Here is a 15,066-nt window from a genome sequence, read left to right as displayed (position 1 = left end):
GTCTCCTCAGCCGGCCGGGGCCGGCACCTCTTGATCGTTCGGCGAGTAGCCGGGGGGCAGCGGCACCGGGGTCGGCAGCGCGCGGCCGGGCGGTCCCTGCGCGGGCGGAGTCGGAATCTTGCCGTTGATCAGCACCTGTTCGCGGGCATCGCCGACGAGTTTGGCGAATCCCCCGCGGTCGGGCAGGGCGACGTAGCAGACGACGCGACGGCTGCCGGTGTTCCAGCTGACCTCGGAGATCACCGACCACTGCACGTTCAGCGTCGTCTCCCGGAACTTCTGGACGCCGCCGAAGAAGCGGTTGGTCCGATTGGGACAGATGGTCTGCAGGTATTGGTTCTGGTCGGCCACACTCGGCCACGGGCGGCCGGAGTCGCGGGCGCCGAAGCGCTGCGACAGGTCGACGACCCCGGTCGTCTGAAAGGCGTGCGGTTCGGCACAGTTGACCGGCTCGGCGGTCGGCTTGCGGGTGGCGTCGTCGATCCCGATGCAGGTCCCGTCGGGCCAGGCGAACGACTGATCGCTGTCGGCGACGCGCCCGGCGAACTCCTGATGGACGCCGCCGGGGCCGGGCTGTTCGATGCCGCACCGCAACACCCGGGCGCCGCGATCCCACTGCGCCTTCGACGGGAACATCAGACCGACCGCGAAGCGGCCCTGCGGATCCAGACCGCCGCCGAGGTAGCGTTCGACGATCACTCCGCAGTGCTCATCGCGGAGTTCGGCGTACCGTTCCGGGGTGGGCGCCGGCGCATCGAGGCCGAACTCGGATCCCGGGAACTGTGCGGTGTTGACGGTACCGGCGACCTCGAACCGGTGCGGTTCGGTGCACGGCACCTTGGTGGGCGTCTCGGCCGCGTCGTCGTTCCAGGTCAGGCAGTCGCCCGGCGCCGATCGGGTGAAGTCGGTCTCGGCATACGAGCCGCCTTCGCCGATCACGGTCTCGCCCAGGCCGCCGGCCTCGGAGAACCCGCCGCGAGTGTAGATCACGGTTCCCGCCACCAGGGCGCCGACCAAGACCGCGACCAGCACCGCGGCCAGGCGCGCGGCACTAGTCCGGCGGGCCGGGGCGGAATCCTCGGGGCCGGTGGCGTCAACATCGGGAGCACTCATCGTCGTCCATCATGCCTGCTGACCTCGCGCGGTGTGTTCCGAGTAGGGTTTGAGTCGTGATTGACCTGAAGATTGTGCGGGAGAACCCCGATCTGGTCCGGGACAGCCAGCGCGCTCGCGGAGAGGACCCGGCCCTGGTCGACCGGCTGCTCGACGCCGATGCCGCGCGCCGCGCCGCCATCGTCGAAGCCGACGCGCTGCGGGCGGAGCAGAAGGGCCTCGGCAAGCAGGTCGGCAAGGCCGCCGGGGACGAGAAATCCGCGTTACTGAGCCGCGCGAAGGAGCTGTCCGACCTGGTCAAGGCGGCGGTATCCCGGCAGAACGACGCCGAGCAGACTTCGGCCGAGGCGCATCGCGCGATCTCGAACATCGTCTCCGCGCAGACCCCACCCGGCGGCGAGGACGATTACGTGGTGCTCGAGCACGTCGGCACCCCGCGCGAGATCGCCGAACCGAAGGACCACCTGGAGCTCGGTGAGAGCCTGGGCCTGATCGACATGGGACGCGGCGCCAAGGTGTCCGGTTCGCGCTTCTACTTCCTCACCGGTCAGGGCGCCATGCTGCAGCTCGGACTGCTGAACATGGCGGCAGCCAAAGCCACCGCGGCCGGCTTCACGATGATGATCCCGCCCGTACTGGTGCGTCCCGAGGTGATGGGCGGCACCGGATTCCTCGGTGCCCACGCCGCCGAGGTCTATCACCTGGAAGAAGACGACGCCTACCTCGTCGGGACCTCCGAGGTGCCGCTCGCCGGTTACCACGCCGACGAGATCCTGGACCTCTCGGACGGCCCCAAGCGCTACGCCGGCTGGTCGACGTGCTTCCGCCGCGAGGCCGGCTCGTACGGCAAAGACACCCGGGGCATCATCCGCGTGCATCAGTTCGACAAGGTCGAGGGCTTCGTCTACTGCCGTCCCGAAGACGCCGAAGCCGAGCATCAGCGGCTGCTCGACTTCGAGAAGTCGATGCTGGCCGCCATCGACGTGCCGTACCGGGTGATCGACGTCGCCGCCGGCGACCTGGGCAGCTCGGCGTCGCGCAAGTTCGACTGCGAGGCCTGGATCCCGACGCAGAACACGTACCGCGAGCTGACCTCGACGTCGAACTGCACCACCTTCCAGGCACGACGACTCGCCACCCGCTACCGCGACGAGAACGGCAAGGCGCAGATCGCCGCGACGCTCAACGGCACCCTCGCGACCACCCGCTGGCTGGTGGCGATCCTGGAGAACCACCAGCAGCCCGACGGCTCCGTGGTGATCCCCAACGAGCTCGCGACCTTCACCGGGTTCCAGGTCATCGAGCCGCGCTGACCCGCAGTCGACTCAGCCGCGTTCGCGGTTGCCCAGCTCGGTCAACCACTCGACCAGCAGCCGCGTCTGCGTCGGACCGAGCACCTCGGGCCGGGACGCCGCGATCTCGATCGCCGCGGCCAGCGAATCGTCCGTGCGCGCACCGGTTCCGGTGATCGCGGCGATGGTGGCCTCCCGAACGGCACTCGACAGGATCGGGTCGGGCGACGCCTCGATGATCTGGCGCAAGGTGACGCCGATATTCGTAGCCAGCACGTGCGCCGCGGCCTGTTCGGCGGGCACAATCAGCCGACCCTGGTCGGCTGCTTTCGCCGTCAACGCGCGCAGGAGGGCGCTCGCCCTCGCCTGTGCAGCGGGCGAGTAGCCGGGCCGCACCTTTCCGTACATCAGTGTGTAGAAGCCCGGATTGCTGAGACCGAAGGCCACGTGCGCGTCCCACCCTGCGCGAATGTCGTGGATCGGGTCCCCGGACGACTCCATCGCGGCCTTCTCCCCCAAGTAGAGGTCGAAGCCGCGCTCGATCACCGCCTCGATCAGGCCTTGCTTGGAGCCGAAGAAGTGGTAGAGCGTGGGCATTTTGACGCCCACCGCGTCGCACACCGCGCGCAGTGAGAAGTCTTCGCCCGGGGCGGAGGCGATCAGGTCGGCCGCCGCCACGATCATCCGCTCCCGTGTATCGCTTCCCGCCACTGTTGTCATACTGCTATGCTAATCCTGTATCATCGATATGGTGATACATACCTACGTTACGGAGACCTCATGACTGAGTACACCCTCGCGGGAAAGAACGTCCTCATCGCCGGTGGCGCGAAGAACCTCGGCGGACTGATCGCACGGAGATCCGCCGAAGCCGGTGCGAACGTCGCCATCCACTTCAACTCCGACTCCAGCCGGGCGGACGCGGAGCAGACCTTGGCCGCCGTCGAGGCCAATGGCGGCAAGGGCGTGCTGATCCAGGCGGATCTCACCGTTCCCGAGAACGTCACGCGGCTGTTCACCGAAGCCGAGGCCGCCATCGGCACGATCGACGTCGCGGTCAACACCGTCGGCAAGGTACTGCGCAAACCCATCGTGGAGACCACCGAAGCCGAGTACGACACGATGTTCGACGTCAACGCCAAGTCCGCCTACTTCTTCCTGAAGGAGGCAGGGACGCATCTCGCCGACAACGGCAAGGTCATCACAATCGTCACCGCGCTGCTGGCCGCGTTCACGGACGGGTACTCGACGTATGCCGGCGGCAAGTCCCCGGTGGAGCATTTCACCCGGGCGGCGGCCAAGGAGTTCGCCGACCGCGGCATCTCGGTCACTTCGGTGGCCCCCGGGCCGATGGACACCCCGTTCTTCTACGGGCAGGAGACCCCCGAGCGCGTCGAGTTCCATAAGTCCCAGGGCATGGGCAACCGGCTCACTCACATCGAGGACATCGCCCCCATCGTCCTCTTCCTGGCTACTGACGGCTGGTGGATCACGGGCCAGACCATCTTCGCCAACGGCGGCTACACGACCCGCTGACCGAGCGTCGACTGAAACACCAGGTCAAGGAGCCACCATGACACCCGCAGTTCCCGAACCCGTCGCGTCCTTCCTCGAGCGCGTCAACGCCCACGATGAGCAGGCCTTCCTCGACGCCTTCGTCCCCGACGGAGCCGTTGACGACTGGGGTCGCATCTTCACCGGCCGCGAAGCGATCAAGCTCTGGAGCGACAAGGAGTTCATCGGCTCGCGAGGCACTCTCGCCGTCGAGGACGTCCAGACCGGACCCGGCCAGATCACCGTGACCGGCGACTGGCGCTCGAACCACGCGAACGGCCGGTCGATCTTCGTGTTCGACGTCGCCGGCGACAAGCTGGCCAAGATGACCATCCGCGAGGGCTGACCCGACGCTGAGCGAAGATCGCCCGAAGGTGGTGTTGTCGGCCGTCCCGGTCGACAACACCACCCCGGGCAGGGAGTCTCAGACCTTCACGCAGACGACAGTCCACAGACGGTTGACCACCTCCACCAGGCCGGACTGCGCCTCGATCACCTGGTTCAGGTCCTTGCAGGCACCCGGGATCTCGTCGACCGCGCCTGCATCCTTCCGGCACTCGACACCGTCGGTCCGCGCACGCAGATCGTCGACAGTGACGCCTTCTTGGCTGCGGTCCGGCTCATTCGCAGGCCCGCTCCGTGCGACGCGGAGTACATCGAATCCGGTTTGCCGGAAGTGCCCGGCCACGGCGACGCGGAACAGCCCGATCATCACCGTCCGCGAATGGGCCGCGTAGTCCTGGGCCCACCGCAGGTCGTATAGGTATGCGTTCATCTCGTCGGAGCGGGCCAGGAAGCAGGCCAGGTCCCGATCGGGCAGATCCTGGTTGTGCGCCAGCCCCTTCACTGTCGCGATGTCCCGCTCGGCGAGCTCCTTGCCGATGTTCCGCGAACCCGGGTGCGGCGTCAGCCACACCGCGTCGTCGGCGTCCAGGCACACCTCGATGAGGTGGTTGCGCCGCCGAGACGGCGTCCTCCATCGCGATCACCGACCCGACCGTCGCGCCCTTACCGAGGTGTACGTCGGGCATGACGGCCACCTGGCGGGCGGACTCCAGCGAGGCGATGTTGCGCAGCTGGTTCAGCGCAGCCTGCTCGATCTCGTACTCCTCGATCCCGTACTCGAGGGCTCACAGCATTTCGATCCTGTATGGCCAAGCCTTTGAAACTGGCCCTGTCGAAACGTTGCCCACCGGACTCGACGTCGACCTGGTGAACGAAATCGCCAACTGGTCAATGTCGATGCCACGTGTCGGCGCATGCCCGCAGGTCGACCCCGGCATACCTACGGACTGCGGGTCGGCGCCGAAGCCGGCTCCGCGGAGTTCACCCTCGAAGCTTCCGGCAAAGAGCCGCGCCCGCGAAGCGATATCCGAAAAGCCACTGGAATCATCTCCTTCGATTCAGGACGCCGCCTTCGCCGCACTGCAGCGAGGAATGATCAACGCGGTCTCCCCCCCCCCCCGGTCAGCCTGTATGCCGCCAACCAGTCCGATCCGACGGCGCGCCCACTCCGTCAGTCATGCCTTCAATTCGACACGATGCCGTCGGCGCTGGCGTCGGCTCCGACAGATCGCTGGGCGCTACGCCTGGTCGATCCGATTCAGAACATCGATCCGCCGACATCCGACGATCACCCTACGTCGCCGCGGCCAAGAAGCGCGGCGAAGTCCACGTGCGTGATGATTCCGGGCGCGAACCACGCATCACTGGTCGACCCGAACAATCCCCACTTCATCACGGTGCGAGAGCCCAGCAGTCGGTCCTCAAAGAGCGCACTGCGCCCTGAATGCCGTCCACGACGCCCTGCCGAAGCACCCCGCGGAGACTAGTGTTCCTCGTCACCCCTTCACGGCAGGACCGCCGCCGACGGGTGAGGCCTGCCTGGACTACTGCAGAACGGTGTGGAGGGCGATTGTCGCCAGCAGACCGAGCACCAGGGAGATCCATCCGATGATGGCCGCCGTGCGTGCCCGCCCCGCCCCGAGGATGCGCCCGCCGGATTGGGTGATCTCCGTCTGCGCGGTCCGCGCCACGACTATCGCGGCGATCGCGAGGATGAACCAGACGTACGGCAGGACCAGAGAGACGATCGCCAGTACGAGGGCGAGCGTGGCCTTCCCGGACTGCTGCTCGGGCGCTCCGTTGGGATGATCGGTCATAAGAGGCTCCGTTTCTGTGTGGTCAACGACGACACTGTGTCGTCGTCTGAGGTGTCGAGATCGAATTGATTCGCGACGGTGCCGCCTGAAGGGCGGGCAGTTTGTGCGCCCCGGGCGAGGAGCATCTGGTTTCGACCGGGGATCCCCACTCAACCACCCTGGCCAATTCTCCAGCCGGCGCGGATCGAGAACCGGGCGACGGCTTCTTTCCTGGATCGACGGCTTCGTTATTTCTCAGCACCTTCGTGCGGTCCATGGAAGACTCGTTCTTCGGATCATTCAACGGCGAGTCTACCCCGTCAGATCCGCGCCTCCGAATCTGCGGACAACAATTAGCAAGAATCCGAATTTTTCGAAATTTCATGCCACTTCAGCCGCGTATCGCGAGGGGTGCTCTGCACCACAAATGCACAGTTCTGGGCCGTACCCACAAAGCGGCGTATGCGGTCATCCGACGCGTCCGCTCAACGCCGACTGCAGGTTCCAGCGCACCGCGCCAGCTAGATCGCGGACGCGTTCGCCGAGCCGGTAGTCGGGTCGTCTTACCGCGCTCGCGATCGCCAGGTCGAGGTCGTCACCGGACGCTTCCAGCACCGAGTCGAAGTCACGCCGCATGGGTTCGTGCAAATCGTAGGCCAGTCGCCGATACATACCCGGGAATAACGGCTTGAACAGCCGCGCTCGGTCGTGCAGTCCGGAAGAGTACGACATTCCGGCTTTCGGCCGACGCAGGATGTACTCGGGCACTACATCGGCGTAGGCCCGCCGGACCAGCCACTTCTCCTGCTCTCCCGCGATCTTCAGAGTGAGCGGTATACGCATGGCGACGTCGAGCATTTCCTTGTCCAGGAAGGGGACGCGGGCTTCCACACCCTGCCCCATGCTCGATCGGTCGACTCGCTGCAGCTCGGTCCGTCCGAGGTTGCGCAACTTGTAGACGAAGAGCCGGTCAGCCTGGTTGGCATCGATCGTGTGATACATCGGATAGCCGCCGAACAACTCGTCGGAGCCGTCACCGGTCAAGACCACCTTGATCCCGCATTCGCGGATCCGCTCGAACAACGGGATCGACACGACCGCGTTGATCACGTCGCCGTACTCTGTGAGCTCGCTTTGGACAATTGCCCTGCGAATCTGTGGCAGGCCGATCTGCCCGGGTCGCAGGTCGATGATCTCGTGCCGCACCCCGAGGTCGGCGGTCAGCCGCCTGGCGTAGGCCAGATCTTCGCTGCCCGGCCGTCCGATGGTGAACGCCACACAGTCGGGGTGACGCTCGTGAACCTTCGTCAGCACCACCGAGCTGTCCAGACCACCGGACAGCACCACACCGACCGGCAGGTCTGTGTTCATGCGGACCTCGATGGCGTCGTCGAGTGTCGAACGGATCAGCGCTGCCGCGTCGTCAGGATCGTCGATCGGCTCACCGGCTCGTCTGCCGTCGAGCAGATCGAAGTACGGACTCAGGACAGGCCCCGAACATCCGTCCGTCAACCCGTGGTGGCCCGGCGGCACCTCGGAGATCCGCGCGCCGAATCCGGTGAGCGCCTTGACCTCTGAGGCCACGTGAATGCGGCCGTGCCGCCAGCTGTAATACAGCGGCTTCACGCCGATCGGATCTCGCGCCAAGTACACCTCGCCGGTGCCGAGATGCACGACGGCGAAGGCGAACTCGCCGCGCAAATGCTGCACCGCGTCGAGACCCCACTCCTGAAACGCCGCGAGGACCACCTCGGTATCGGACTCCGAGCGGAGGTCGTGTCCCCGCGCGCGCAGCTCAGTGCGGAGCTCCCCGTGGTTGAAGACCTCGCCGTTGTAGCAGAGCAGCCACTGCCCGTCGGACGAACGCCACGGCTGCCGCGCATGCTCGCGATCGACGATCTTGAGGCGCTGGGTCCCGGCCACCACCCCGGGCGCCGAGTGCCGCTCATCGCTCTCACCACGGCCTGCGATCGCCGCCATCATGGAGTCCAGGTCGCGCTCTCGCGCGCCGTCACCGGCGATCAATGCGATTCCGCACACGGTTCATCCTTCATCTGCAGGTCGTAGAGCGCGCGCAATCGCGCCATGCTGTCCGGTGCCGGGCAGACATGCCAGGCGGGTCCTTCGTCGATCACATTGATCTCGCCGCGTTGTTGCCACTCGATCAAGATCTGCTTGAGCACCTCGTCACCGCCGCTCGGCCGTAACCACTCGACCGCGATGTCCACGGCATAGCCGCTGCAGTGCGAACTCGGCCGCATCGCTGAATAGCCCAACTCACGCAGGTGCTCCTGGTGGGCGACGCTGCGGGCAGCGCTGTTGACCCAGATCCCCTCGCGGAGGCCACCGATCCCCGCTCCTCCGCGCTCCGTCGAATACTCATCGGCGATCAGATTGAGTAACGCGATGATCTCCGGCCGTGCGCGCGGATACCGGAGACCCGCCCCGGGAGGTCCAGAGGGGAACGGAAGCCGGCGTTGCACACCCCGGACAACCCGGGCCCGCGCCGTCGTGGCCTGGTGCCGATACCGGAACCGCAGACGACCGCGGTCACGGAGCCCGTCGAGATCGACGAGGTCGTCCGCGTCGAGAACAGCCGATGAGTCCGTGTGTTCGGGTTGATCGCCCCACCACATCACGTCGACCAGATGGAGCAGCAGGACGCGGACCAGACTTGCCAGGTCGCGCGCCGAGCTGCGGCTGTTCGGTGTGAAGGCCGCGGCTTCGTCGCACAGTCCGCGCACGGCAGCCGCATACCCGTTCGGGTGCGCCGAGAGCACTGCCTCCACGGCGGGCTGATCCGCGATCAACCCGGGTAGTGCTCGCGCCACTTCCGGCGCCGGCGCCCAGGGGTCGAGAGTTTCGGCGATCGCGTCGACGGCATGCCGGAACTGCGTCAAGTCCCCGCCCTCGGTTCTCATGCGCTCGCCTCCGTCGGCGGAGAAGCGGCCATCGCCCGCTTCCGGACGACGAAGAAGGCGACCACCAGCGCGACGTAGTCCAGACCCATCAGAAGCACCCAGACAAACCCAGCAACGTAGCCGAAGTTCCAGATCAAATGGACCAGGACCACCGCTCCGAGTGCAAGTCCAGACAGCTTGCCGACGGCGCGTCCGGTGCGTGCGATCAGGTAGCCGACAGCCGCGCCGGTGATCGACACCGTCATCGCATGAAGGCCGAAGCCGGCTACCAGGCGGATCGCGGCGGTCTCGAGCGCGCCGCCGGCCTCCGCTCCGGGCGCCGGAGGCACATCCGGGATCAGGATGTACAGGATGTTCTCATAGATCTCGAAGGCCGCGCCCACGACGAAACCGACGGCGAATCCACGGACGGCGGTGACCTGCCCGAACCAGCGGAGGACGAGAACCACTCCGCACAGCTTCAGGGTCTCCTCGATGAACGGGGCGATCGCCCACGTCGCGCCGGACACACTGAAGAAGCTCGCGAGTGAGGGCGCGACGAACGCGCCCCAGCACAGGGCCGCGACCATCGGCGCCCTGGTCAAGGCGCCTCGCGGAACCACCAGCACGCCGACCACCGCGAACAGGCATCCGCACACTACCGTTGCGGCCGCGGCGATACCGACGACCGACCCCGTCGAGTCCAGTGCCGATACGACGACGACGACGATCGAGAGGACGGCTGCGGCCATGCCGAGCACCACGGCAGCGCGCATCCCGAAGCCGGCCGTACGCCAGGTCAATGTGGTCTGCATGTGATCAGGCAGGTTCTTTCTGTCGGGCCGCAAGAAGCACTGCGGCAACGGAGTAGACGATCAGGCTCAGGGCGACGGTCCAGGCGACGACGATCAGAATCAGCGAGGCATCGTCGACGTCGTCGCCGGCGACCCTGGTCCAGGCCAGCAGACCGAAGACGATCGAGGCGGTGCCGCGGGGACCCATGCACGCGATCAGGTTCCGGTCCCGGCGTCCGTAGTCGCTGCCCAGCAGAGACAGCTGGACGGGCACGAAGCGCAGCACGGTGACCGCACAGACGGCCACCAGCGTCGTCGTCGACCACAGCACTCCGGCGTCGAAGACATAGTCGAGCACAAGGCCGAAGGCGAACCAGACCAGCAGATTGCAGAGGATCGCCACGTCTTCGACGAACTCCAGCTCGCTCCCGTGGAGGCCCTGATCGCGAGTCAGCCGGTAGACGATGCCGCAGACGAAGGCGGCCACGAATCCATTGCCCTCGGCGATCGTGGCCAGGCCGTAAGACAGCAGCGCCGTCATCAGGACCGTGATGCCTAGCGCCCGGTCCGAGGTGAGACCGGTGCGAAGTGCGGCATTGGCGAGGAACGCGGCGAGCAGACCCACGCCCACACCGACGAGCAGCGAGATCCCGGCCGATTCGATCGCCGCAATCGTCGCATGACCGAATCCTGCCTCGGTGCCGTGCCCCTCGACGAGGGCGAGCCCGAAGACGAAGATCGGTGCCACCACACCGTCGTTGTATCCGCTCTCGACATTCAGCAGATGGCGTATGCGCTCGGGCACCATGCTATTGCCGAACAGAGTGCCGTGCGGCGAGAGGTCGGTCGGCATCACCGCACAGGCGATCATCAGGCACACGGCGAACATCGTCGTCGGCAGCACCAGCCACCCGAGGATCGTCGCGCCGATCAACGAGAGCGGCAGTGCGATCAGCACCAGGCGCAGCGCGCCACGGCGGTCGCGACCGAGCAATCCCCCGCGAACTTCAGTCGCATCGACAAAGAGGAGCAACGCCAGAATCATCTCGACCACGCGCTCGGTCACCGGCGAATAGAGCGACTCGGCCAAGTCGATTCCCAGAATCGCCGAGGTGATCACGCCTGCACCGGCGAGAACGATCGCAGGGGCGACCCGCCACTCACCGAAGCGCCGCGCAAGAAGCGACCACAGCAGGATACTCAGGCCCACTGCGAACAGCACGGCGATCAAACGAGCACCTCCCGGCTACCGCAACAGGCAAGGGCGCTGGTCACCGACGGAGTGCGACGATCGGTCGACGACGTCGCCATGTCGTCCCGCCGCACTCCCATCGACCGAGCACCGACGCTCGCTGGCACCCACGTCAGCGCGGTGCGTCCCCGGTGATCTCGCAGATCCACTGGCCGCCGGTCGGCGTCTCCGGCACCAGGTGGCCGGGCGCGCCCGACTGATCGGTGCACGGATGGCCACCCGGATCGTCGTCGTGGTGCTTGTGACGATCGGCGCCAGCCGGGCTTCCGGTCGTGACGCACACCCACTTGCCTCCGGTCGGCGTCTCCGGAGCAAGATGGCCGGGAACGCCGGCATCCGTGGTGCACGGGTGACCGCCTGGATCGTCATCCAGCGCCGCCTGTGGCGTGGAGGGGGCGACGGGGCGAGTAGTGCTCGACGTCGTCTCGGGCTCCGTGCTCGTCGGCGCAGGCGTCGAGGCGGAAGAAGACGCGTGGTTCGCCGAGGTCGAGCTCGCAGACGTGTGCACCGATGACGGGGCCGCGGGCTCGTCGGCACTACCGCAGGCTCCGGCGGTGAGCGCCACGGCAATCAGTGCGGCCGCCGTTGCCGTTCGTCGGGAATTCTTCACATTGATCTCCTCAGTTTTCGACAATCGCCCGACCCGGGGCGCTTCAGTCGTCGCTTGGATAGTAAACATCCCGCTTGCCGCAGCGCATCTCGTAGGTCAAATACAAATCGCTTATGCGATGAGACAATTTTTAGTTGTCTACCGGGGCCCCTCAAAGGGAATTCAACTCTCGACGCGTTACCATTAACGCAGTAGTTGTCGTCTTCGTAATCTATTCCCCCTACTCCGGGGAGAGGGAAGAAGCCTCACCCGTTTCGCCCGCGAAAACGGCCAGGTCCCTGCGAATACGGCGACCAACCGCGGACAAGCCCTGAGGAAGCACCCGACCACCGACGCAAAGATCGTGAATGTGTCGCCAGAAGGTGCATGCGCCGCCCGCGCCACGGTGCACCGCGAGCCGCAACAGCACCGCCGAGCGCATCCCTCCCCCGCCGGATTGACTGCGGGCGAGGTGCAAAGTCAACCTGCGCCGTCGTCGGTATCCTGTCGGAGATGACTCAGCCTCCCGAGCCGCCGCGGCGCGCTCCCGGCGGTCCCGGCCGCCCGGCGGAGGCCTGGAACACCCCGCCCCGACCGCCTGCCGACCCGGGCCGCGCGGTCCCGCCTTCGGGACGTCCTCCTCGTCGCCCGGCGCCGCAGGGCCCGCCCCCGGTGCACGGCCGACAGGCACCGCGCCCGGTCTCCCCCGATGCGCAGGCAGCGCCGTCGCCGAGCGCTGAGCCGGTGATCCGGTGGGCTGCCGACCCGAATCCGCCGACCCGCAAGCATTCGCGCGGGCGACCGCCCCGGCCGCTGCAGGCCCCGCCCGGGCACGGGGCTGCGCTGCCAACTCGTCGGCCCGTTCCACCGCCGCCCGGGTTGTCGGCCGCACCGGGCGCGGACCCGTCCACCACCTATGCGCCCGGGCCGCCCCAGAATCCGCCGGCGCGCGCCTGGTCGCAGGACCCCGATCCGCGCCGGACCTCCCCCGCACGGCGCGAGCCCACCAAGCCGCACGACCCCGGCGTCGCCGACTCTCCCCCGGTCCCGGGCACCTATGCCCCGCGCCAGGAGCCCGAGCCGATCCCGGCCGCCGATCATCGTGCCGCGGCCCCGGCCGCACCCCCGGGCACGCGGCCACCCCGTCGTACCGACGACGCCGCGCCGTCGGCCGCCCCCGGCAAGGCCACCAAGCCGAAGAAGCCACGCCGCAAGCGTCGGCCACTGCGCTGGATCCTGGTGATCGTGCTGGTGCTGCTGATCACCCCCATCGGCCTGATGTTCTACTACGACAGCCAGCTCCACCGAGTCGACGCCCTGCAGGCCTATTCCGGGCGCCCTGCCAACACCCCCGGCACCACCTGGCTGATCGTCGGCACCGATTCCCGCGCAGACCTGAGCCAAGATCAGAAGGACAAGCTGGCCACCGGCGACTCCGACGGCGCCCGCACCGACACGATCATGCTGGCGCACCTGCCGCCGAGCGGGAAACCGATGCTGATCAGCATCCCCCGCGACCTGTACGTCGCCGTCCCGGGACTGGGAAACCACAAGATCAACGCCGCCTACAACGACGGCGGGCCGCAACTGCTGGTGCGGACCGTCGAAGAACTGAGCGGACTGCGGATCGACCACTATGCGGAGATCGGCTTCGGCGGCTTCGACCGGCTGGTCGACGCCGTCGGCGGCGTCGAGATGTGTCTGGACCGCCCGCTGCGCGACCCCAAGGCCGGGCTCCGGCTCAAGGCCGGGTGCCAGAAGCTGAACGGTGCGCAGGCGCTCGGCCTGGTGCGCACTCGCGCCTTCCCCAACGCCGATCTGGAGCGGGTGGTGAATCAGCGCAAGTTCATGAGCGCGCTGATGAGCCGCGCCCTCAGCCCGGCAGTGCTGCTGAACCCCTTCCGGCTGTTCCCGTTCCTGAACGGGGTCACCGCTGCGCTGACCGTGGGCAAGAACGACCATCTCTGGCACCTGGCCTGGCTCGGCTTCAAAATCCGCGGTGACACCGTCACCACCACCGTCCCCACCGGGGGCACGGTATACACCGGCGACGGCGACTCGCTCGCCACCGACGCGTCGACTGCCGAGTTCTTCGACTACCTCCGCCGGGGCAGGCCGATCCCGGCCGAACTGCTGAGCGACGACGGCGGCGCCGTCTCATGACAGGTGAGCACGCGGGGCGAGACCTCGGTCCTCTTCCCGAGTCACGTTCCCGAGTCTGACTCCGATTCCCGAGTCTGGGTTCTGCTCGCGCGCACGCCCGGATGTCCGCGAGAACACCGATCGACACTCGCGAACAGGATCGACACTCGCGAGCGGAATCCGGGCTCGGGAGCAGCGGCGGCTCAGCGCAGCGTGACCTGACGGCCGAGGATGCCCGCGCGGGAGCTGCGCTCCGCCGCGGAAAGCTCCGAATCGTCGGCGAGCGCCTCGAGGAAGGCGGCGTCGAGCGCGTCGAGGCCGTCGTGCCACTCCTCGTGATGCATCTCGTTGTCCAGATCGAAGACCGGAACCACCAGGCCGTGCGTACGGAACGACCCCGCGAACCGCGATCCTTCGCCCATGGTGAGACGACCCGCGGCATGCAGCCGCGCCAGCGCCTTCATCACCGTCTCCTCGTCCTCGGGACGAACCCACCGCAGGTGGGCGCGGTCGCCGGCATCGACCCACCATGGGGCGCCGATACCGCTTTTCGGGGTCAGCCGCGCGGTCGGCAGGATGGTCTCGTTGGCGCGCTCGAGCATGGCTGCCACTTGCGGGCTCACGTCGGCGTCGTCGCCGAACCACCAGGAGAAGTCGCCGTACACGACCACCTCGAGCGGTGCCGCCGGATCGACGATGTCGGCCAGTCCACGTGACCCCGATCCGCCGGCCGCCGCAGCGCCGCCGCGGAACTCACTGCCCGGTGCAGCGCTCGCCGCCCAGGCCAGCGCCGCCGCCAGCGAGCCGGCGAGATCGGCGGGCTCGGGATCGGTCTGCAGCGCCACCAGGCCCTGCGTCACCTTCCCGTCAGGACCGGCGGCCGCGGCACCGGCCTCTTCCGGCCCGCTCGCTCCGCTCCCGGCGCCGGCCTTTTCCGGCCCGCTCGCTCCGCTCCCGGCGCCGCGCTCACCCCACCTCGCGGCCTGCCGGGACCGGACGATGCCGGGCACCGCACCCGGAAGGATGGTCGCGAAGTCGGCCTCGTTCGCCGCGTCGAAGCCCTCGGCGAAGGTCATCTGCGCGGTGGCCGAGGCGATGAACGCCCGCAGCGCGACCAGGTCGCACTCGGCGGCGGGCAGATCGGCGAAAGGCCGAGCCGGGGCCGTCGGCGCCGCCTCCTGCCGCGCCTTGCGGGCCGCCAGCTTCTCGGCGCGATTGCTTCCCGCCCGCGGCGTGCCGCGCTTGCTCTTCTTGGCCATGCCTTCACTCTCTCATCCGGGTTCACCGGT

The 15,066-nt window shown here is 67.7% G+C and carries 14 protein-coding genes and 1 pseudogene; 5 read left to right on the top strand and 10 right to left on the bottom strand.

The annotated features are described in order from the left end of the window. Positions 1–6: 6 nt before the first annotated feature. A complete protein-coding gene (locus C6V83_RS01975; RefSeq protein ID WP_105940984.1) occupies positions 7–1,113 on the bottom strand; it encodes a septum formation family protein in 1,107 nt (368 codons plus the stop codon). Between the two features lie 56 nt (positions 1,114–1,169). Between C6V83_RS01975 and serS the strand changes: the two genes are divergently transcribed. Continuing rightward, a complete protein-coding gene (gene serS, locus C6V83_RS01970; RefSeq protein WP_105940983.1) occupies positions 1,170–2,426 on the top strand; it encodes a serine--tRNA ligase in 1,257 nt (418 codons plus the stop codon). A gap of 12 nt (positions 2,427–2,438) precedes the next feature. Here serS and C6V83_RS01965 read toward each other — a convergent pair whose 3' ends face one another. Next, positions 2,439–3,125 carry a TetR/AcrR family transcriptional regulator gene (locus tag C6V83_RS01965; protein WP_199832571.1) on the bottom strand — a complete coding sequence of 229 codons (687 nt, stop codon included), beginning with the start codon at positions 3,123–3,125 and terminating at the stop codon, positions 2,439–2,441. Between the two features lie 60 nt (positions 3,126–3,185). Between C6V83_RS01965 and C6V83_RS01960 the strand changes: the two genes are divergently transcribed. Together C6V83_RS01960 and C6V83_RS01955 are read left to right on the top strand one after the other, a co-directional pair. Continuing rightward, entirely contained in the window at positions 3,186–3,941 is a 756-nt protein-coding gene (locus C6V83_RS01960) for an SDR family oxidoreductase (RefSeq protein WP_105940981.1), read from the top strand. Between the two features lie 37 nt (positions 3,942–3,978). Beyond that, positions 3,979–4,305, top strand: coding sequence for a nuclear transport factor 2-like protein (locus tag C6V83_RS01955; RefSeq protein WP_105940980.1), 327 nt, complete (start codon positions 3,979–3,981; stop codon positions 4,303–4,305). 78 nt (positions 4,306–4,383) lie between these two features. On the opposite strand, the pseudogene C6V83_RS01950 reads toward C6V83_RS01955, so the two are convergent. From C6V83_RS01950 to C6V83_RS18240, 7 genes and pseudogenes are all read right to left on the bottom strand, one after another. Further along, positions 4,384–5,074, bottom strand: a pseudogene (locus C6V83_RS01950) (RtcB family protein). Positions 5,075–5,848: 774 nt separating this feature from the next. Next, the gene (locus tag C6V83_RS01945) at positions 5,849–6,121 is read right to left on the bottom strand and encodes a hypothetical protein (protein ID WP_105940979.1); all 273 of its coding nucleotides are present in this window, start codon (positions 6,119–6,121) and stop codon (positions 5,849–5,851) included. 447 nt (positions 6,122–6,568) lie between these two features. Next, the gene (locus C6V83_RS01940) at positions 6,569–8,140 is read right to left on the bottom strand and encodes an asparagine synthetase B family protein (protein WP_199832570.1); all 1,572 of its coding nucleotides are present in this window, start codon (positions 8,138–8,140) and stop codon (positions 6,569–6,571) included. Further along, on the bottom strand, positions 8,122–9,021 hold the full coding sequence (locus tag C6V83_RS01935) for a DUF5715 family protein (RefSeq protein WP_105940978.1): 900 nt from the start codon (positions 9,019–9,021) through the stop codon (positions 8,122–8,124). The genes C6V83_RS01940 and C6V83_RS01935 overlap by 19 nt, the downstream gene beginning before the upstream one ends. Further along, the gene (locus tag C6V83_RS01930) at positions 9,018–9,815 is read right to left on the bottom strand and encodes a PrsW family glutamic-type intramembrane protease (protein WP_105940977.1); all 798 of its coding nucleotides are present in this window, start codon (positions 9,813–9,815) and stop codon (positions 9,018–9,020) included. Before C6V83_RS01930 ends, C6V83_RS01935 begins: the two co-directional genes overlap by 4 nt. A 4-nt stretch (positions 9,816–9,819) precedes the next feature. After that, positions 9,820–11,016: a cation:proton antiporter domain-containing protein gene (locus tag C6V83_RS01925; RefSeq protein WP_234354027.1), complete on the bottom strand. Its 1,197-nt coding sequence runs from the start codon at positions 11,014–11,016 to the stop codon at positions 9,820–9,822. Positions 11,017–11,158: 142 nt separating this feature from the next. Further along, the gene (locus C6V83_RS18240; RefSeq protein ID WP_159067425.1) at positions 11,159–11,329 is read right to left on the bottom strand and encodes a hypothetical protein; all 171 of its coding nucleotides are present in this window, start codon (positions 11,327–11,329) and stop codon (positions 11,159–11,161) included. Between the two features lie 127 nt (positions 11,330–11,456). Between C6V83_RS18240 and C6V83_RS18235 the strand changes: the two genes are divergently transcribed. Beyond that, the gene (locus C6V83_RS18235) at positions 11,457–11,843 is read left to right on the top strand and encodes a hypothetical protein (protein WP_159067424.1); all 387 of its coding nucleotides are present in this window, start codon (positions 11,457–11,459) and stop codon (positions 11,841–11,843) included. A gap of 305 nt (positions 11,844–12,148) precedes the next feature. Beyond that, positions 12,149–13,798, top strand: a complete 1,650-nt coding sequence (locus C6V83_RS01920) for an LCP family protein (protein WP_325027371.1) — start codon at positions 12,149–12,151, stop codon at positions 13,796–13,798. Between the two features lie 182 nt (positions 13,799–13,980). On the opposite strand, the gene C6V83_RS01915 is transcribed toward C6V83_RS01920, so the two are convergent. Then, a complete protein-coding gene (locus C6V83_RS01915) occupies positions 13,981–15,036 on the bottom strand; it encodes a DUF5926 family protein (RefSeq protein WP_105940975.1) in 1,056 nt (351 codons plus the stop codon). Positions 15,037–15,066: the final 30 nt, after the last annotated feature.

The sequence above is a fragment of the Gordonia iterans genome (assembly GCF_002993285.1).
Taxonomy (GTDB): domain Bacteria; phylum Actinomycetota; class Actinomycetes; order Mycobacteriales; family Mycobacteriaceae; genus Gordonia; species Gordonia iterans.
The sequence above is the reverse complement of the archived record's forward strand: the minus strand, read 5'-3'. Positions and strand labels throughout refer to the sequence as shown.